We start from the raw sequence: 17679 nt of genomic DNA on the forward strand, positions 1-17679 counted from the left end.
GATCGGAGTAGGACGCGCCGACCGGTACCGATGGGAAACGCCGGCGGTATCGTCTCGCGATGCCGCCGGTATCAATTCGCAATAACGGGCGGTATCAAAAGGGGCAAATACTCAGGTCTGAACCCCCTAACGCCAAAGGGGGTTCATTTGTATCACAATTAGAGCCATTTTCCAAATCTTACATGCAGGTAGAAATGTGTTTCTACCTGCATTTTTCTTATCTTGAGGGACAAGGCCCATGTTCTCGCGGGTACGACTAGACTCCCATCTGGGTTGCATGTGCTGTCACACAGGGGTCCATGCTCTCGCGGGCACGGACCCGGCGGGACGCCGAGGCGCGACCCGCCGGTGCGTGCGCGCGGAAGAGCTTCCGCGCCGCGCCCGTCACAACAAGCGTTCGCGGACGAGAGCCGCGGCGAGCAGCCCCGCCACAAGCACGAAAAGCACCGCCGAGCAGAGGAAAAACGCGCCGACGGTGTCCGCGACGCTCGACCAATCTCCGTCCATCGCCATCATTTCCAGGCTACGCACCACGCTCACCAGCGAGCCCATGCCGCATGCGATGGACCCCACGGTGAGCCAGCTTGCGAAGTGCCGCCTGATGAGGACCACTCCGGCAAGCACCGTTGCCGCGATCCCCAACACAAGTGCGAGTCCAGGCATATGCCCCTCCCATCGTCTCCCGCATCCGTCCGGATTCCCTTCCGTCGGGCCATCCCGTCCGACCCACTCGGCGACCCGTGCCCAAAGCCTCTACGAGGCAAGGCGACCCGATTCCTTTCCCCGTGGCCGCTCGGTGCGCAGGAGCGCATCGACCAAGCGGTTGTCCAGCTCGTCGGGCGAGCCCAGAGGCAGGCCGCACGCCTCGAAGAAGTGGCTCCCCGCAAACTGGCGGGCGCGGAACGAGTCATGCTCGCCGTCATCGAGATAGCGCACACGGCTGCGACAATCGGTCGTTCCGCAAAAGAGCGGGCCGCGGTCGCGCGCATAGGAGAGGTAGAGCGGGTCGTCCGACCACAGCAGCACGCCCTCCATGTTCTCGAGCTCGTAGGCCGCCGCATACTGCTGCCAGGCACCCTGGCGCTCGCGGATGTAGCGGTCGAGCAGCGAAGCCACGCGCGTGACGCGCCGCAGGGTGTCGGGCGCAGACATCACGCGCATGCCGTCGTCGGGCGTAAAGGAGCACACGTCTCCCAAGGAGCCCAGCGCACGGAGGCGCTCGCCGCCTGCCAGCAGCACCGCCGGCACCGACAGCTTGATGGATTCATCCGGAAACAGCTCGATCGCCGAATGAGGCACCATCCCGTCAAACGCGATCGAGGCGCGAAAGATGAGCGAGTCGTGCGCATGCTGGACATAGCAGGTGAGCCCTTGGGCCTCGAAGCACGCGCGCATGGCATCCGCGCGCGCGTTGACCTCCTCGCGCGACGGAACCTCGTCATGCATGGAGCCGAGCCGGTAGAGGTAGAGGTCGAACAGAGGCACCGGGCGCTGGTAATAGACCGTCCTGCGACAGAACTCTGAGATCTGCTCGCGCCGGCGCGTCGCCTTCCCGTAGAGCTCTACGAGCGCCGCCCCGGTTGCCGGGCCCGACGTCGAGCCTTCCCGAATCTCGACCACTCCGTCCGCGACGTAGGGTGGAAAGCGCCCCTCCTCCACCCGGATGACCACCACCCCCTGTCCGTCGTCGGCGGGGTCTGTGATAAAGCGCATGTCGAACGGAGGCGCGGGGGACACATGCCGACGGCACAGCTCGCCGATCATCTGGCTGTAATCTGCCGAGAGACGAGGCACCGGGCAGACGGCGTGGTCGTCGTCGGCGATGCCGATCACCAGCCAGCCCCCTCCCGAATTGGCAAACGACGCGATGATCTTGGGCACCTTGGCACGCACGCCCGCGGTGAACGAGCGCTTGAATTCGAGCACGTAGCCCTCGTCCATATCGACAAGCTGGGAGAGGTCGTCATAGGTGACCTCGGAAAGTCCTTTGGGATTGCCCCGGTCGTCGCGAAACGGGCTGAACATCAAAAACACCCCCGTCGCCGCAGGTCGCGTATCGATATGTATACCCGAAACCCCAAGAAGCTAGTTTCCCTGGCCCAGCTGCCTGCAGCGCGGGCGGGACCGCTTGAAAGAAGGCCGCGGCAGCGCCCTCATCCGGCACCGCCGCGGCCATGGACCTCTATGGGCTCCGCTAGGGGAAGCCTCGCTACGAAAGCGCTTTGCGCAGCAGCTCGTTGAAGAGCTTGGGGTTGCCGGTGCCGCGGCTCGCCTTCATGCACTGGCCAACCAGAAAGCCGATGACCTTCTGGTTGCCGTCCCGGTACTGCTGGGCCTGGTCGCTGCAGCGCGCCAGCACCTCGTCTACCGTTGCCTGCAGGGCATCCGTGTCGTTCACCTGGCGCATGCCGCGCGCGTCCACGATCTGCTCGGGGTCCTCCCCCGTCTCGGCCATGGCGACGAAGACCTCGTGGCCCTGGTTGGAGGAGATGGCGTCGGAGGCCAGCAGCTTCGCCAGGCTGCGCAGCTGCTCGGGCGCGATGCCGCAGTCCTCGACCGCAGCACCCGTCGCCTTCAGGTGCGCCGGCAGCTCGTTCACCACGAGGTTCGCGACCGTCTGCGCCTCCTTGCCTGCGAGCCCGGACGCAGCCTCCTCGAACAGCTCAGCCACCGCCGGGTCTCCGGCGATCTGCTCGGCATCCGCGCGCTTGATGCCAAAGTCATGCTCATAGCGGTCGCGCTTGGCATCCGGCAACTCGGGAATCTCGGCGCGGCAATGCTCGATGAACTCATCGGTGAGGTCGAACGGAGCGAGGTCGGGATCGGGGAAGAAGCGGTAGTCGTCGGCCGTCTCCTTCACGCGCATGACCACCGTGCGCTTGCGGCTCGGCTCCCAGTGGCGCGTCTCCTGATAGATGATGCCGCCCTCCTCGAGCACCTCGGCCTGGCGGCAGATCTCGTAGGCGAGGCCGTCGTGCAGAGCCTTGAACGAGTTGAGGTTCTTGAGCTCGGTCTTGGTGCCGAGGCGGGTGTCTCCGCGGCGGCGCAGGCTCACGTTGCCGTCGCAGCGCATGGAGCCCTTCTCCATGGAGCAGTCGGAGATGCCGAGCGTCATGAAGATGCGACGGAGCTTCTCCATGAACAGGCGCGCCTCCTCCGGCGTGCGCAGGTCGGGCTCGGTCACGAGCTCGATGAGCGGCGTGCCGCAGCGGTTGTAGTCGATGAGGCTCTCTGCGGCACCGCCGATGCGGCCCTCCTCTCCGCCCACGTGCACCATCTTGGCGGCGTCCTCCTCCATATGGATGCGCAGGATGCGGATAGGCACGGTGTAGGAACCGTCTTCATGGCGCTCCGGCAGCGCGAAGGCCGCGGTGTCGTAGCCCGAAAGGGCCGCCAGCGCCCCCTCAGACGCCGCGGCGGGGACGGATGGGGACGGGTTCGTTTCATCCCATGCGCCCTCTCCCGCCATGCGGGACAGGTCGGCAGAAAGACCCACGGCCCCTGCGCTCGCGCTGGCAAGGCTTGCAGCCTCCGCCTCACCGAAGGCGCACTCCGGGCGCTCGGCGGCGCCGCGCCCCGTCACCTCCAAATCGAGGTGCCCATGCATGGCAAACGCCACCGGACCCTGCGTGGTCTGGAAGTTCTTCGCCATATCGGGATAGAAATAGTGCTTGCGGTAGAACATCGAGTGCTTTTGGATCTCGCAGTTGGTGGCGATACCCGCCTTCACGATGTACTCGATGGCGCGCTTGTTGGGCACCGGAAGGGCGCCGGGCAGGCCGAGGCACACGGGGCACACGTTTGTGTTGGGCTCGTCGTCGTGGCTCAGCTTGCAGCCGCAGAACATCTTGGTGTCGAGCGTGGTGAGCTCGGTATGAATCTCGAGACCGATCACGGCCTCCCAGTCGCGCAAGACCTCTGTGAGCTCTTTCATGCAAGCTCACCTCCCTTCCCGGCACATGCGGGCGCGACGCCCAGCACCGGCGCCGAAAAATCCGCACCGGAGAAGGCGCGCTCCACCGCGGCGCCAAACGTGATGAGGCGCTCATCCTTGAACGCCGGGGCAACCAGCTGGGCGGCCACCGGCAGGCCCGAGCTCTCGCCCAAACCGACGGGCACGGTGATGCCGCCGTTGCCGGCGATGTTGATGGAGATCGTATACATGTCCGACAGGTACATCTGGGTGGGGTCGGAGATGGCTCCATGCTCAAAGGCGACCATCGGACTCGCCGGCATGATGATGACGTCGACCCTCTCGTAAGCCGCGGCATAGTCCGCCGTGATGAGCGTGCGGGCCTTTTGCGCCGCGTAATAATACTTGTCATAGATGCCGCTCGAGAGCAGATACGCGCCGAGCATTTGACGGCGCTTCGCCTCGGCGCCAAAGCCGTGAGCGCGCGAGCGGGCGCTCTGCTCGGCAAGGTTGCGGCAGTCGGGCTCTTGGTATCCATAGCGGATGCCGTCGAAACGCGCCAGGTTGGAGAACGCCTCGGCGGGTCCGATCACATAGTACGCCGAGATCGCCGCGTCGAGATGCGGCAGGTCGACGTCCACGAGCTCGGCGCCGGCCTCTTCGAGGGCGCGAGCCGCCGACTCGACGCCCCGGCGCACCTCAGACGTCAAGCCATCCGCCTCCATAAAGGACGGGATGATTCCCACGCGGCAGCCCTTCACGCTTCCGGAAAGCGCCCGGGCAAAGACGGGCTCCACCTCTTGGGAGGTCGAGTCGCAGCGGTCGTGGCCGCCGGAAACGAGCGCGTCCATGGCGAGTGCGACGTCCTCGACCGTGCGTCCGAACGGCCCTACCTGGTCGAGCGAGCTGCCGAAGGCGACTACGCCGTAGCGGCTGACGGCGCCATAGGTGGGCTTCATGCCCACGACGCCGCAGAGCGCCGCCGGCTGACGAATGGAGCCTCCGGTGTCGGACCCCAGTGAAATCGGGACCTCGCCCGCAGCGACCGCCGCCGCTGAACCGCCCGAAGAGCCGCCGGGCACGCGCATGACGTCCCACGGGTTGTTTGTGGGATGGAACGCCGAGGTATCGGTCGAGGAGCCGAAGGCGAACTCGTCCATATTGGTCTTGCCGACCGGCACGCAGCCCGCATCGAGCATGCGTTGCACGCACGTGGCCGTGTAGGGGGATTCATAGGACTCGAGCATGCGCGATGCGCAGGTGGTGCGCGTCCCCTGGAGGTTCATGTTGTCCTTCACGGCAACCGGCACGCCGGCGAGCGGAGGCAGGACGTCGCCGGCGGCGCGGGCAGCGTCCACGCGGTCCGCAGCCTCAAGCGCAAGCTCGGGCGTTACCTGCAAAAAAGCCTGGACTTCGCTCTCGCGGGCAGAGATGGCCTCAAGCGAGGCCTCGGCGACCTCGCGAGCGGAGAGGTCGCCGGCGGAAATGGCGGCGGCGAGCTCGCGTGCAGAAAGGCTGTCGAATGCTGCCATCACGCATCATCCCCCTCTCCCAAGATGGACGGCACGCGGAAGTAACGGTCGCGCGAGCTCCCGGCGTTATCGAGAGCCGCATCGATGGATAGCCCTCGGCCCGTGTCGCACGCGTCCTCGCGCATGACGTTGGAAAGGTCTCCGATGGGATGGAACGTGGGATCCACGTCGGGCAGGTTATAGGCAAGAATGGGCTCGAGCATCGCAACGGCATCGTTCATGTACGCCGTCATCTGCGATAGCTCCTCCCCCTCAAGCGCGATGCGTGCGTAATCGGCTATGCCGCGCACGTCTGACTCGGTGAGTGCCATGGGCGCTCCTTTCGCCCGCAGCGCACGGGCGCGGCGGACCTGCATGCTATGTGGCGCGCCGCCACGCCTGCTGCGCGGAGCCCGCCATCTGACCAGAATGTCCACCATTATACGCAGCGCGCCCGCACCTCCGGTAGGAGGAGTGGGCCGCAACAAGCATGTTATGTTCTGCCACCGGGGACGCGGGAGATGCCCCGGGATGCGGCGCGGGGAGCCGCCCGCGGAGCGCGTCGGGCACGGGCCCGGACCGAGGCGCCTCCGCCTGGGCGCGGGCCGCCCCTCCCGGCGTGCGCGCCGGACACGGGGCCGGAGTTGGGGCTAGGCGGGGGCAGGGCGGGAACTTCTTGTGCAGAATGGACGCCCCCGAGCGTCCTCTTATGCAAAACGGCCGCTAAGGCCCCGAAAAGGGGGTCTTAGCGGCCAAAACGCATAAGAAGTTCTTCGGGGGCGTCCATTCTGCATAAGAAGTTCTCTGATGTGGCGCGGCGTGGGACCGCCCGGGTTGGACCGCCCGGGTGGGACAGCCCTGACGAGACAGCCCCGCTGCCCGTGAAGACCCAGACGCGGCGGGACGCGGGGCAACCGATCAACCTGGCCGACAGACGCCCACTGCGGATGCTCGACCCACTACCACGCCAGGTCCATACGTTATGGATGCCTTTGACGCCCCTATGACAAGTCGCCCTGCTGTTAAGCCGAAACCGTCAGAGCCCTGCCGTGGTCAAGAAGATAGGGACGCAAATAACCGACCGTGGAGCACATGGGAAGAACGTCGGGGGAAAGATTGATTCCCAAGACATCCGTCAGATAGGAGCGGCGTCGCTGCATGCGCTCCCACAACTCGGGATACTCCGCCCGAATCTCGTCGCACAGCGACTCGTCTGCAAGCGCCACGGTGCTCTCGGCGCTTACGCCGCCAAAGCCTTCGACCGACGGAATGATATCGATTTGAAAAATCATGCCGCTGCGCAGAACCTCGTCTGACCCCTCATATACCGGCGAGGAAAGCCACTCCTCTTCTGCTGTAAGGTGTCCCGGACAGAGCGTCCAGCCATATTCCGAGCGAGGCAGCATGCGCTCGACCTCGTCGAACAGCTCCCCACCTGTCAGCCCGACACGAATTGTCCTGAGCCAGTGCGCATACGCCGCGAAATACGGCTTCGCCACGCGATCGAGCCAACTCCGCTGGCCTTCAGGCATATCGTTGGAGTCACCAACCGCATAGCCCGCGCGGCTGGAAAGCCCGCCCGCATACCCGACAGTCAGCGAGATGGTGTCGCCCAGACCCACCACATGGGCCGTGGGGAACATATTTGCCTTCACGAAGCGCGGCCCGCTCGCCGCGATGGTGACCACATTCGTATGCTGGCCGTAGCGCACCAGCTTGTCACCAAGCTGCATCTCAGTCACCCCGAGCTCAAGCGCATCCATCGCATCCAACATGCAATCTGACGCAAGCGAGGCTCCGAACTCGTAGTGCGCGATCTCGTTCGCATTGTTGGTGGTACGAGCACCGCCCTCGCCGATAAAGATATCAGAGGCGGCAACAAGCTCGCCCCGGCTGCCCACAGCAGAGCGCAACGCCGCCATGATGAACTCGGGCACATCAAAGGTATGGTGGGCATCCATGGCAGGAGAGGTGAAATGCTTCCAGCCCACGACTCCCGTGCGCGCACCGGCAGCAAGGCCGGCCTCCCGCAACAGCTCGTCAAGCGGGCGCATGACCGCATCTGGCTGGTTGGGCAGCGAGAGCACCGGCGCATGGATTGCCGAGGCTTGCACGCGTGCCTTTGACGCCTTGTTGAGGTTCTCGTTACCCAGCACGAAGGACATCGTGCCGTCGGCCCGAATGACGAGCAGGGACTCCTCAAACCGGGAGAAGAACCCCGCAAGGTAGGCGAAGTTACCGGAGTGCTCCACATCGCAGTACACGACGAGCTGCTCAAGCTCGCGCTCATGCATGCCTGCAAGCACCTTCTGAACGCGACAGCCCATGGTTTCGTCGGTGAGCATCACCGGCACACCCGTGCAGTCACGCGTAGGCTCCGCGACCTCCCTCAGCTCAACGTTGTACGCGTCCATGTTTCGTTCCTTTCGTTGTGAATCTCGCTGGCGCTACACGTTCGCTTCGGTTTTATGCAGATATTGAGCGACGTCGAAAGTATACTTTCGTTAGCTAAAGTACTTATCAGGCATTTTAATGCGAAAAACGCCCGCAAATGAGCGGGCTACTCGCAAGGTCCGAAAAAATCTGCATAAAACCGAAGCGAATGTTTTCTCGTAGCCCAATGCCCGCCGCCGGAAGCCCCCAGCAGAAGCCGAAACCCCGGCTGCGCGCCGAAAGCCCGCCGTCGATCGCCTTCGCATGCGCCGAAGGCGTCGGGACAGGCAGGGCGCGCAGCACGTCCCGTTTCGTGTGCGCCTGTCTGCCTAATCATCGTCACCGGAAGCGCCCAGTTGTTCGAGCACCATGAGCGCCGCCGCCACGGGGCCGCGCTCGTCGCGCGCGTCCAGGCCACGGCCCACTCCGGAACCCCCGCCAGCACCCGCTTTGTATGGAATCGAAATCTTCCTCGTCTTGGGGAAGTTCACCGCTCCGAGACGGTCGCGCAGCTCGAAGGCGACCTTCTTGGGCACGTCGATGCCCTGGAACACCAGACGTCCCCCCGTGAGCACGACGCTCTCCAGACCGAGACGTCCGCCGCGGATGCGGATGCGAGCGCGATCGAAGAGGTTCTGCGCCGCACGAGGCAGCTGCCCCGCCGACTGCTCGAGCTCCTCCTGCGCCTCGTCCACTTGTGCCAGGTCCTCCGCAGTCGCGAGTTTACGGTACACCAGCACGCGCTTGTCTACCGAAGGCAGATACTCTTCGTCCAAGAAGAAGTCGGCCGGCAGGTTGATGGTCACGCCAGATTCCTCGACATCGTTTCCGACCTCTCCACGCGCCTCGGCGACCGCCTGCCCCAGCATCTGGGTGAACAGGTCGAAGCCCACGCTCGACAGGTTGCCGTGCTGCTCTGCGCCCACAAGCGACCCCGCTCCGCGAATCTCGAGGTCGCGCATGGCGATGCGCATGCCGCTTCCCAGGTCTTGGAACTCCGACAGCGCCGTCAGACGCTCGGTAGCCTCCGGGGTGAGCGGAATCTCGCCGGGGAACATGAAGTAGGCGTAGGCCTGCGTGGCCGAACGTCCGACACGCCCCTTGAGCTGATAGAGCTGGGCCAGTCCAAGGCGCTGCGAGTCCTCGATGATGAGCGTGTTGGTATGGGGGTTGTCGATGCCGCTCTCGATGATGGTCGTGGCGACGAGCACGTCCACCTTGCCGGTGGCAAACTGCACCATGACATCCTCGACTTCGCGCGGGCTCATCTTGCCGTGCGCCACCGCGACGCGCGCCTCGGGCGCAGCCTCGTGTACGCGGTCCACCGCGTCGTCGATGGTCTTCACGCGGTTCGACACGTAGTACACCTGGCCGCCGCGCCCCAGCTCAAGACGGATCGCCGCGCTCACCACGTCTGGATCGTACTCGCCCACATGCACCGCCACCGGGCGCCTGCCCGTGGGAGGCGTGGTGATGAGGCTCATGTCGCGCACGCCCGATATCGCCATCTGCATGGTGCGCGGAATAGGCGTCGCCGAGAGCGTGAGCACGTCGATCTGCTCGCGCAGGTTCTTCAGCTGTTCCTTGTGCTGCACGCCGAAGCGCTGCTCCTCGTCGATGATGACAAGTCCCAGGTTGGCCGGGTTGACGTCCGAAGACAGCAGGCGGTGCGTTCCCACCAACACATCGAGCTTGCCCTCGGCAAACGCGGCGAGGGCACGCTTCTGCTGGCCCGCGGTGCGAAAACGGCTGAGCACCTCCACCTCCACACCGAAGGGGGCGAAGCGCTCGAAGAACGTCTCGTAGTGCTGCTGCGCGAGGATCGTCGTGGGACACAGCACCATCACCTGGCGCCCCGAGTCCACGCACTTAAAGGCGGCGCGCAGGGCGACCTCGGTCTTGCCGAAGCCCACGTCTCCGCACAGCAGGCGGTCCATGGGCTTGGGCGCTTCCATGTCGGCCTTGATGTCTCCAATCGCATCGAGCTGGTCGCGCGTCGGCTCGTAGGGGAAGCTCTCCTCCATCTCGATCTGCTCAGGCGTATCCGGGGGACAGGCGTATCCGGTAATAGAGCTGCGACGCGTATAGAGATCGACCAGGTCGAATGCAAGTTTCTTAGCACTCTTGCGAGCCTTTTTGGTCGCACGAGACCAATCTGCCGTGTTGAGCCGCGTGAGGCGGGGATTCTCGCCGTCGGGCCCCACGTAGCGCGTGATGCGATCGACCTGCTCGAGCGGCACGTAGAGCTTGTCTCCGTCGGCATACTCCAACAGGAAGTAATCGCGCTCGCGGCCGGCGACCTCCTGACGCACGATATCGGTAAAGTGCGCGATGCCGTGCGTCGCATGCACGACATAGTCCCCTGGCTTGAAGGGGAACGTCACCTCGGTGACGTCCACGCGGCGGCGCGTCTTGCGTCCGCGCCGCGCATCCATCCTCGCGTTGAGGTCGGCGATGGAGAAGACCGCGAGATGAGCCTCTGGGACCACCACGCCCGAAGCGATGGGCGCGTCCACAAAGGTCACGCGCCCGCGCGTGATCGTCGGCACCGTAATAGGGGCTTTGGAGCCGTCTTCGATGAAACGGGCATTCAAGCGGTCGACATCGCGCTTGAGAAGCGCCACCCTCACCTCCGCCTCGCCCACGGCGCCGGCATTTTCCGTCGCCACGGACAGCGACTCCTCAAAGGGGATGGACTCGTCGGTGAACGAAAGCTCGAGCGACTCGCGCGCACCGCGGTCGGGCGCGGCGAACACGCAGGCAAAGCGGTTCGCGGTCACCTCTTGTATGCGTGAGATGAAGCGCGCATCGGACCCGGCGATGGCAGGCTGCTCAATTTTGAGCTCGGCGGTCACCGCTCCGCCGGCGCGGATGAGCGATACGAAGTTGAGGCGCTGCTGCCGACCAAAGTCCAGCTGCTGCGGACGCACGTACAACCCGTCGAGGCGAGCGACCTTGGCCTCGCCCGCGCGACGCTCAAGGTCCTCGTAGGCACGCATGCAGTCGTCGAAGAGCGAGCGGGGCTCGGAGAGCACCACGAGCGTGTTGTCGCTTACATGTGCGAGCGGGCTTGCCGTGCCGTCGTAGAGCAGCGGCAGATAGCGGTCGAGCTCGGGTGTGACGACGCGCGCCTCGACAAGCTCGAGCAGCGCCGCAAGCTCGGTGTCGTTTTTCGCGGGCTGGTAGAGCGCCGCCTTGATGCGCCGCACCGCGTCGTCGGTGAGAGCGAGCTCTCGCACCGGGTATATCTCGATCGCATCCTCGTCGCCGATGGTCTGGCCCGTAGAGACCACCATCCGGCGAATGCGATCGATCTCGTCGCCGAAGAACTCGATACGGACCGGCGAGGCCGCCTGCGCGGGATAGACGTCCACCGCATCGCCGTGCACGCGGAACATGCCCGGAGCATCGGCAGCATCGGCGTTGGTATACCCCATGCCCACGAGGCGTCGGGGAACGTCCTCAAAGGGGATCTCTTGCCCCACCGCAAGCGGAAGCTGCTGCCAGTAGCGGCTCTCGCGCGGCGGCACGCACCTCAGCAGCGAGCGGGCCGACGCCACCATGATGCAGGCCTCCCCCTGCGCGATGCGGCCCAACGCCGCACAACGCTGGGCGACCACGGCGTCATCGGGCTGCACGTCACGCCAAGGATGGTCGCTTCGCTCGGGATAGCGCGCCACATGTTCAAGCCCCACGTAGGCGGCGAGCGACCGCGCGGCACGATCAGCCGCCTCCTCGCCCGAAACCACATACACCGTGGGGCGGGGCCTGCGCGCAAACTGCGCCGCCAGCAGCAGGGTGCGACCAGACTGCGACACGGCGAGCGTGGCGTCCTTCCCCTCGTCGAGCGCCTCCTCGATAACGCGAGGCCCCTCGGCGGTATAAAGCTGTGCAGCTATGCGGTGGATGAGCATGTGGTCCTCTCCGGTTTCACGCCAAAAGCCCGTCCGGGCAGGCCGAACGGGTCAAACAAAACAGGCTGTCCCTGTATCGTATCGCAATCGGGCAATGCCAAACGGGAGTTCACAAGGAACGCCCGACCATCTTCCCTGCAACGTGAACACTTTGAGGGAGCTGCTGCCGAGACGACCTTCCGCCTTATGACACCTTGCAGCTGGGACAGATGTCTGCAAGCGGGCATTCGCCGCACAGGGGCTTGCGCGCGTCGCAGATTTCGCGGCCAAGCATGATCCACTGATGGTTGACGTCGTTCCAATACTCACGCGGCAGAATCTTCAAGAGGTCCTGCTCGGTCTTGAGCGGCTCCTTCTCATGCGTCTTGGGCGAGAGGCGCAGCCGATGGGCGATGCGGTTGACATGTGTATCGACCGCGATGCCCTCCACGATGCCATATCCCACATTGAGCACGATGTTCGCCGTCTTGCGGCCAACGCCGGGCAGCCTCACGAGCTCCTTCATGTCGGCGGGAACCTTGCCGCCATAGTCGGCGACGAGCATCTGGGCGCATTCGACGCAATGCTTCGCCTTGGTCTTGTAGAAACCGAGCGATTTGATGACCTCGGCGACCTCTGCCGGCGTGGCGCCCGCCATCGCCTCAGGGGTTGGCCAACGGTGAAAGAGCTCAGGGGTGACTTTGTTGACCTGGGCATCGGTCGTCTGGGCAGAAAGCAGGACCGAGATCACCAAACGAAACGGATTCTCATGGTCCAAAAAGCACTCGACCGGCCCATATCGCCTATTCAGGCGCTCGCATACCTCAATGGCCCGTTCGCGCTTCGCGGCGTTGGTCTCTCGTGGCATCAGGCATCGCCCTCCTCGTCGTTCCCATGCTCTACGTCTGCCTGCACGGCAAGCGGCTCCCCCGCGCCAAGGCCGCCATCGCCTGTCGCGCCATCCAACTCGAGGCCCAGCACCTGCTCCGCCTCGGCAGCATCGTCAAGCGCCGTCACCGAACGCAGCTTGCGTTCCATCGCACGGGTTCTGGTCGTCATAATCGACTCGACCGTCGACCCCGCCCGGTTGATCTGGTCATAGGCCTTCTGCAGTGCCGCCTGGTAGCGCGGAAGCTCCGCCTTGACCGCAGCGAGCACGCGCTGGATCTCGTCGGCCTGACGCTGAAAGGCAAAGGTCTGGTAGCTCATCTGCAGGCTGTTCAATATGGCAGCCATGGTCGATGGCCCCGCGACGCTGACCCGATACTCGCGCTGAAGGCTCTCAAGAAGGCCGGGCATGTTGACGACCTCGGCATAGAGCCCCTCGAACGGCAGGAAGAGTATGGCGAGGTTCGTGGTCTCGGGCACCGAGATGTATTTCTGCTCGATGTCGCGCGCCTCCTGCTTGATGCGCTGCTCCAAGGCCCGCCGGGCGGCAGAGGCCCCGTCGGCATCGGCCGCCTCGGCCGCAGCCCGCAGGCGCTCGTAGGTATCGCCTGGAAACTTGGCGTCTATCGGCAGAAGCACCGGCTCGCTGTCCGCGACGGGAATCCGGACCGCATATTCCACGCGCTCGGCGCTGCCCGGCTTGGTCGCCACGTTTTGCAGGTACTGGTCGGGCGCCAAAACGTCTGAGAGCAGCGCCCCCAGCTGGACCTCGCCCAATATGCCGCGCGTCTTCACGTTGCCGAGCACCCGCTTCAGGTCGCCCACGCCGGCGGCAAGCCCTTGCATGTCTCCCAGCCCGCGATAGACCGCCTCAAGCTGGTCGCTCACCTGCTTGAAAGACCGCGCGATGCGGCTCTCCAGCGTCGCCTGAAGCTTTTCGTCGACCGTGGCACGCATGCGGTCGAGCTGCTGGCTGTTGTCTTGGCGAATGGCCCCCAGCTGGCTATCCACCGCAGAGCGCATCTCAGCCAGGCGGGCGTCGACCGACTCGCGGCTCCGACCAAGCTGCGCCTGGACCTCGCGCCGGACGTCGTCGAGCTTTGCGTCGGTACGGGAGAACTCGCGCGACAGGGCATCAAAACGTTCCTGGTCCACGGCGGAGGCGCCTGCGGCATGACGCGAAAGCACAGCCAGCGAGGTCTGCGCCTGGGCCTGGGCAGACATGACCGCGGAAAGCGACGCCTCCGCCCGGGCCGCCGCGGCGGCAGCATGGGACGCCTGCTCGGAGGCCGCCCCGGCATCTCGTCCAAGGCGATAGGCAAGCACTGCCGACACGACCGCCGCGACCGCAGCGACCAGCGCCGCCACGGCGACGATTCCCAGCAGCACAGCATCCATGAGCGTCCTCCACCCGTCGCGTATCATGCATATGGGGGCGCACGCGACGCCCCATCTGGGCGACATTATATCCGCCGGCGTCACATCAAAGGCCAGAGAGCGCCTCGTGCACGAACCCTTCCACGCGCGCCCACAAGCCCTGAAGCAGCCCCGCCACCTCATCGGGCGTCGCCCCGTTCATGATGCAGGTGAGCACATACGACGCGACAAACACCGCGACGAGCACCAGCGGCACAAGCACCACGAGACACGCCACGCGCGCGGCGGAGGCGAGCTTGCGCCTTCGCGCGCGGCCGCGGTGGAAGGCGAGCTCCTCTCGATATGACTCCTGCTCAAGGGAATAGGCCTCGTCCCGCCACGCGGCCGGCACCGGATACGACGAGCAGGCGTCCTTCGCACGCACGCCTCCACATGGCTCCGACGGCGCAGCAGACGCCCCGCGCGAGCTCACCACACGGGAGCGCCCTTGCCACTCATAGCTATTCTGTTGGGGTTCGATAAACAGGTCCATCCGTCACCTCATATCTTTGAGGCTTGCATGGATGGGAGATGATGCCAGTATTGAATGATTCGCCGCACCTGTCAAGCTCTTGGCAGGTGCGGCGTGTCTGGCAGCCTCAACTGCGCGTTCCGGACGTGCGGCGCCTGCCGGCCGTGCGACGAGCCACGCGGCGCGAAGCCCGCGTAACCCCGTTAGCCAGCCAGGCTGATGCGCCAGGAAGCAAACGCGCAGATGGCCGCTATCGCCAACACGACGATCGCGCCAGAGATGTCGAAGAGCACACCGCTCACGCCGCGCTCCTCTTTCCAGGCGGTGATCTCGCCCGCCGCCGGCCTCCACAGACGCCAGAGCGCGACCGCGCATCCCGCGACGCCGACCACGTTCTGCAGGAGCGCCTCGGCGCAAAGCAGCCCGATGAGGTTGCCGAGCGCATAGCCGCCGTCGCACTCTTGTCCATCAGGTCGATGGGCATGTCGCAGATGTTGATGATCTTGCTGTTGGGACGCAGGACGCGGCACGCCTCGGCTACGATCGCTGCCGGGTTGGAGTAGTTGAGCATCCAGGCATTGGGGCTCCACTTCTCCATGTAGTCGAGGATCTCGATAACGCCGCCGATGGAACGCATGCCGTAGGCGATGCCGCCAGGCCCGCAGGTCTCCTGGCCGAGGACGCCGTACTTCAGCGGGATCTTCTCGTCCTTCTCGCGCATGGCGTACTTGCCCACGCGGATGTGCGCGAGCACGAAGTCGATGCCGGTGAAGGCGGTCTCGGGATCGGTGGTGTAGTTGAACTCGATCTCGGGGGCGTTCTCGCGGAAGTAGATCTCGCAGGCCTTCGCCACGATCTCCTGACGCTCGGCGTCGTTGTCGTAGAAGGTGATCTTGTCTACCGGGAAGCGGTCGTGCTCCTCGAGGAGCATGAGCGCGATGCCCGGCGTGAAGGTCGAGCCGCCTCCTGCGATGGTGACTGCATAGGACTTCTTGGACATGGCTGATCGTTCCTTTCCCGGTCGCAGTGGGTTCGGTGAGCCTCGCGTTGCGACCACGACGCGGGGCCTTTGTTCACCTAGGGCCTCCTGGAGGGATGGGTGGATGGATGGGGACGGGTTCGTTTCATCCGAATGGGATGAATGGGGACGGGCTCGTTTCATCCACCCCTTTGTTCACCCGAGATCTCTCGAATGGAGAGGGGCGGCACCGAAGGAATAGAGTCGGGGAGGCGGGCCGCCCCACAGGAGGGAGCGTGTGCCTGGCGGCACGTTGGAGACAGCCCGGCCTGAGCCGCTACATCAGCTTCTCGAACTCGTCGCGGACCTTGGGAACCTTGAGACCGATGATGATCTGGACGGACTTGCCCTTCTTCATGCATCCGCTCGTACCGATAGACTTGAAGTCTTTGTCGTCGGCGACAAGGGTCTCGTCCTTCACGTTCAGGCGCAGACGGGTGACGCAGTTCGTCACGTCGACGATGTTGTCGGGGCCGCCCACGAGCTCCATGCACGCAGCCGCGGTGACGGCATAGGGATTCTCCTCGACGCCCGCTTCCAGAGCCGCGGCGCCGCCGCCCTGCTTGGCCGCACGGTACTCGGCCTTGCTGTGGAACTTGATCTCTTCCTCGTCATCCTCGCGACCGGGGGTCTTGAAGTCGAACTTCACGATGAGGAAGCGGAAGACGACAAACCAGATGCCGGTGAACACGAGGCCGACGACCAAGCCGACGAGATAGGTCATCCAATGGTTTGCCCACAGCGGAATCAGGTTCAGTGAGCTGATCTCGATGAGGCCGCCCGCGAAGACACCCACGACACCAACCGCGTTCATAGCCGTGGCAAGGCACGCGGCGAGCGCGCAGTGCACGATGAACAGGCCAGGGGCGATGAACAGGAACGTGAACTCGATGGGCTCGGTCACGCCGCAGAAGATGGCGGTCAACGTGATTGGGATGAGCAGGCCCAAAAGCTCCTGGCGCTTCTCGGGCTTGGCGGTGAAGTAGAAGGCCAACGCGATGCCGGGGCAGCCGAACATCTTGGACCACGTAGAGCACGTGAAGGCGGCGTAGGGAGCCAGCTCGGTGAGGGGAGCGGAAGAAGCGGCAATCTCGGGAAGCTGCTTGGCGAAGGCCGCATAGATGCCGCCGTTCACCACGGCGTTGTCATAATAGAACGGGCTGTACAGCAGGTGATGCAGACCGAAGGGAATGAGGGCGCGCTCAAGGAAGGCGAAAATCCACACGCCGGGCAGGCCGACCGTGGCCACGAAGCCCTGGAACGCGCGGATGCCATCCTGGACATGCGGCCACACCAAGCACGCTGCAAGCGCGGTGGGAAGCATCACGAAGAACGCAATCATGTAGACGAAGGTGGAGCCGGAGAATACCCCGAGCCACTCCGGAAGCTCAGTCTCAAAGAACTTGTTGTGCAGCGCGATGACGATACCGGAGATGGCAAGGGCACCGATCATGCCCATGTCGAGCGTCTTGATGCTCGCCACCATGGCAAGACCGCTGGAGCCGCCCACCTCGGCGGAGAAGTCAACACCAAAGGTCGGGCCCCACTGAGACAACATGGTGGATACGAAGTAGTTGAAGGTGAGGTGGGCAACAAGCACCTCCATGCAGCAGCGCGCATTCTGCTTGTTTGCCAGACCGATAGGAAGCGATACCGCGAACAGCAGCGGCAACTGGTTGAACACCGTCCAACCGCCCTGCAGGATCACGTTCCACACGCCGTACCACAGGGTGTCGGAAGCCGCCAGCGGACCAAAAATGACCTCGGTGGTGAAGAGCGTGCCCAATCCAATTACCACGCCCGCGAAGGCGAAGAGAAGCACCGGCGTGAACATGGCGCCGCCGAACTTCTGGATCTTTTGCATCATGCGTGCTCTCCTCCTTTCAGGAAAATGTACGCGCAAGCAGGCGATACTTGCACATGCCGTTATACATAACCTGTATCTCCCCTGCTCAGAAGCACCGCCGGCGTTGCACTACCCAACATGTTCGTACAAGTTATCTTTTTTCGCCTAAGAGGGTACGACTGCCCCCGATGTCCCGCCGCGCGCTCCCGCCCGCTGTCGTCGGACAAGGCTGCCGTTCGAACAAACTGTTACATACCTACCGCATATTTGGAGATATACCGATTGACAT

General features: G+C 64.5%; 11 protein-coding genes and 1 pseudogene. All 12 read right to left on the reverse strand.

Features of this window, described 5'->3' with window-relative positions; genetic code table 11:
- Positions 1–384: 384 nt before the first annotated feature.
- The 12 genes and pseudogenes from H6A15_RS07750 to H6A15_RS07805 all read right to left on the reverse strand — a co-directional run bounded on the left by H6A15_RS07750 (position 385) and on the right by H6A15_RS07805 (position 17411).
- Complete coding sequence (locus H6A15_RS07750) at positions 385–663, reverse strand: hypothetical protein (protein WP_204673181.1); 279 nt, start codon at positions 661–663, stop codon at positions 385–387.
- Between the two features lie 90 nt (positions 664–753).
- Positions 754–2025 (reverse strand): AlbA family DNA-binding domain-containing protein, encoded by a 1272-nt coding sequence (locus tag H6A15_RS07755; RefSeq protein WP_204673182.1) that lies wholly within the window; start codon positions 2023–2025, stop codon positions 754–756.
- Positions 2026–2209: 184 nt separating this feature from the next.
- Positions 2210–3934, reverse strand: a complete 1725-nt coding sequence (gene gatB / locus H6A15_RS07760) for an Asp-tRNA(Asn)/Glu-tRNA(Gln) amidotransferase subunit GatB (RefSeq protein WP_204673183.1) — start codon at positions 3932–3934, stop codon at positions 2210–2212.
- Complete coding sequence (gene gatA, locus H6A15_RS07765) at positions 3931–5445, reverse strand: Asp-tRNA(Asn)/Glu-tRNA(Gln) amidotransferase subunit GatA (RefSeq protein ID WP_204673184.1); 1515 nt, start codon at positions 5443–5445, stop codon at positions 3931–3933. The genes gatB and gatA overlap by 4 nt, the downstream gene beginning before the upstream one ends.
- Positions 5445–5756, reverse strand: coding sequence for an Asp-tRNA(Asn)/Glu-tRNA(Gln) amidotransferase subunit GatC (gene gatC / locus H6A15_RS07770; protein WP_204673185.1), 312 nt, complete (start codon positions 5754–5756; stop codon positions 5445–5447). Before gatC ends, gatA begins: the two co-directional genes overlap by 1 nt.
- Before the next feature lie 690 nt (positions 5757–6446).
- Entirely contained in the window at positions 6447–7838 is a 1392-nt protein-coding gene (locus tag H6A15_RS07775; RefSeq protein ID WP_204673186.1) for a M24 family metallopeptidase, read from the reverse strand.
- Positions 7839–8186: 348 nt separating this feature from the next.
- Complete coding sequence (mfd, locus tag H6A15_RS07780) at positions 8187–11771, reverse strand: transcription-repair coupling factor (protein ID WP_204673187.1); 3585 nt, start codon at positions 11769–11771, stop codon at positions 8187–8189.
- A 184-nt stretch (positions 11772–11955) separates the two neighbouring features.
- Positions 11956–12618, reverse strand: coding sequence for an endonuclease III (nth, locus tag H6A15_RS07785; protein WP_204673188.1), 663 nt, complete (start codon positions 12616–12618; stop codon positions 11956–11958).
- The gene (locus H6A15_RS07790) at positions 12618–14036 is read right to left on the reverse strand and encodes a DNA recombination protein RmuC (protein WP_204673189.1); all 1419 of its coding nucleotides are present in this window, start codon (positions 14034–14036) and stop codon (positions 12618–12620) included. The genes nth and H6A15_RS07790 overlap by 1 nt, the downstream gene beginning before the upstream one ends.
- Positions 14037–14121: 85 nt before the next feature.
- Complete coding sequence (locus tag H6A15_RS07795) at positions 14122–14547, reverse strand: hypothetical protein (protein WP_204673190.1); 426 nt, start codon at positions 14545–14547, stop codon at positions 14122–14124.
- Between the two features lie 433 nt (positions 14548–14980).
- Positions 14981–15526: pseudogene (locus H6A15_RS07800) on the reverse strand (6-phospho-alpha-glucosidase); the annotation flags it as partial.
- 295 nt (positions 15527–15821) lie between these two features.
- Positions 15822–17411: an alpha-glucoside-specific PTS transporter subunit IIBC gene (locus tag H6A15_RS07805; protein ID WP_204673191.1), complete on the reverse strand. Its 1590-nt coding sequence runs from the start codon at positions 17409–17411 to the stop codon at positions 15822–15824.
- Between the last annotated feature and the right edge of the window lie 268 nt (positions 17412–17679).

This window comes from Enorma phocaeensis, assembly GCF_016901575.1.
Taxonomy (GTDB): domain Bacteria; phylum Actinomycetota; class Coriobacteriia; order Coriobacteriales; family Coriobacteriaceae; genus Limicola; species Limicola phocaeensis_A.

Bases quoted from the DNA above. Each gene is read 5' to 3' on its own strand.
- nth (WP_204673188.1), bottom strand. From the start codon at position 12,618: ATGCCACGAGAGACCAACGCCGCGAAGCGCGAACGGGCCATTGAGGTA.
- gatC (WP_204673185.1), bottom strand. From the start codon at position 5,756: ATGGCACTCACCGAGTCAGACGTGCGCGGCATAGCCGATTACGCACGC.
- gatA (WP_204673184.1), bottom strand. From the start codon at position 5,445: ATGGCAGCATTCGACAGCCTTTCTGCACGCGAGCTCGCCGCCGCCATT.
- H6A15_RS07790 (WP_204673189.1), bottom strand. From the start codon at position 14,036: ATGGATGCTGTGCTGCTGGGAATCGTCGCCGTGGCGGCGCTGGTCGCT.
- H6A15_RS07805 (WP_204673191.1), bottom strand. From the start codon at position 17,411: ATGATGCAAAAGATCCAGAAGTTCGGCGGCGCCATGTTCACGCCGGTG.
- H6A15_RS07775 (WP_204673186.1), bottom strand. From the start codon at position 7,838: ATGGACGCGTACAACGTTGAGCTGAGGGAGGTCGCGGAGCCTACGCGT.
- gatB (WP_204673183.1), bottom strand. From the start codon at position 3,934: ATGAAAGAGCTCACAGAGGTCTTGCGCGACTGGGAGGCCGTGATCGGT.
- H6A15_RS07795 (WP_204673190.1), bottom strand. From the start codon at position 14,547: ATGGACCTGTTTATCGAACCCCAACAGAATAGCTATGAGTGGCAAGGG.
- H6A15_RS07755 (WP_204673182.1), bottom strand. From the start codon at position 2,025: ATGTTCAGCCCGTTTCGCGACGACCGGGGCAATCCCAAAGGACTTTCC.
- mfd (WP_204673187.1), bottom strand. From the start codon at position 11,771: ATGCTCATCCACCGCATAGCTGCACAGCTTTATACCGCCGAGGGGCCT.
- H6A15_RS07750 (WP_204673181.1), bottom strand. From the start codon at position 663: ATGCCTGGACTCGCACTTGTGTTGGGGATCGCGGCAACGGTGCTTGCC.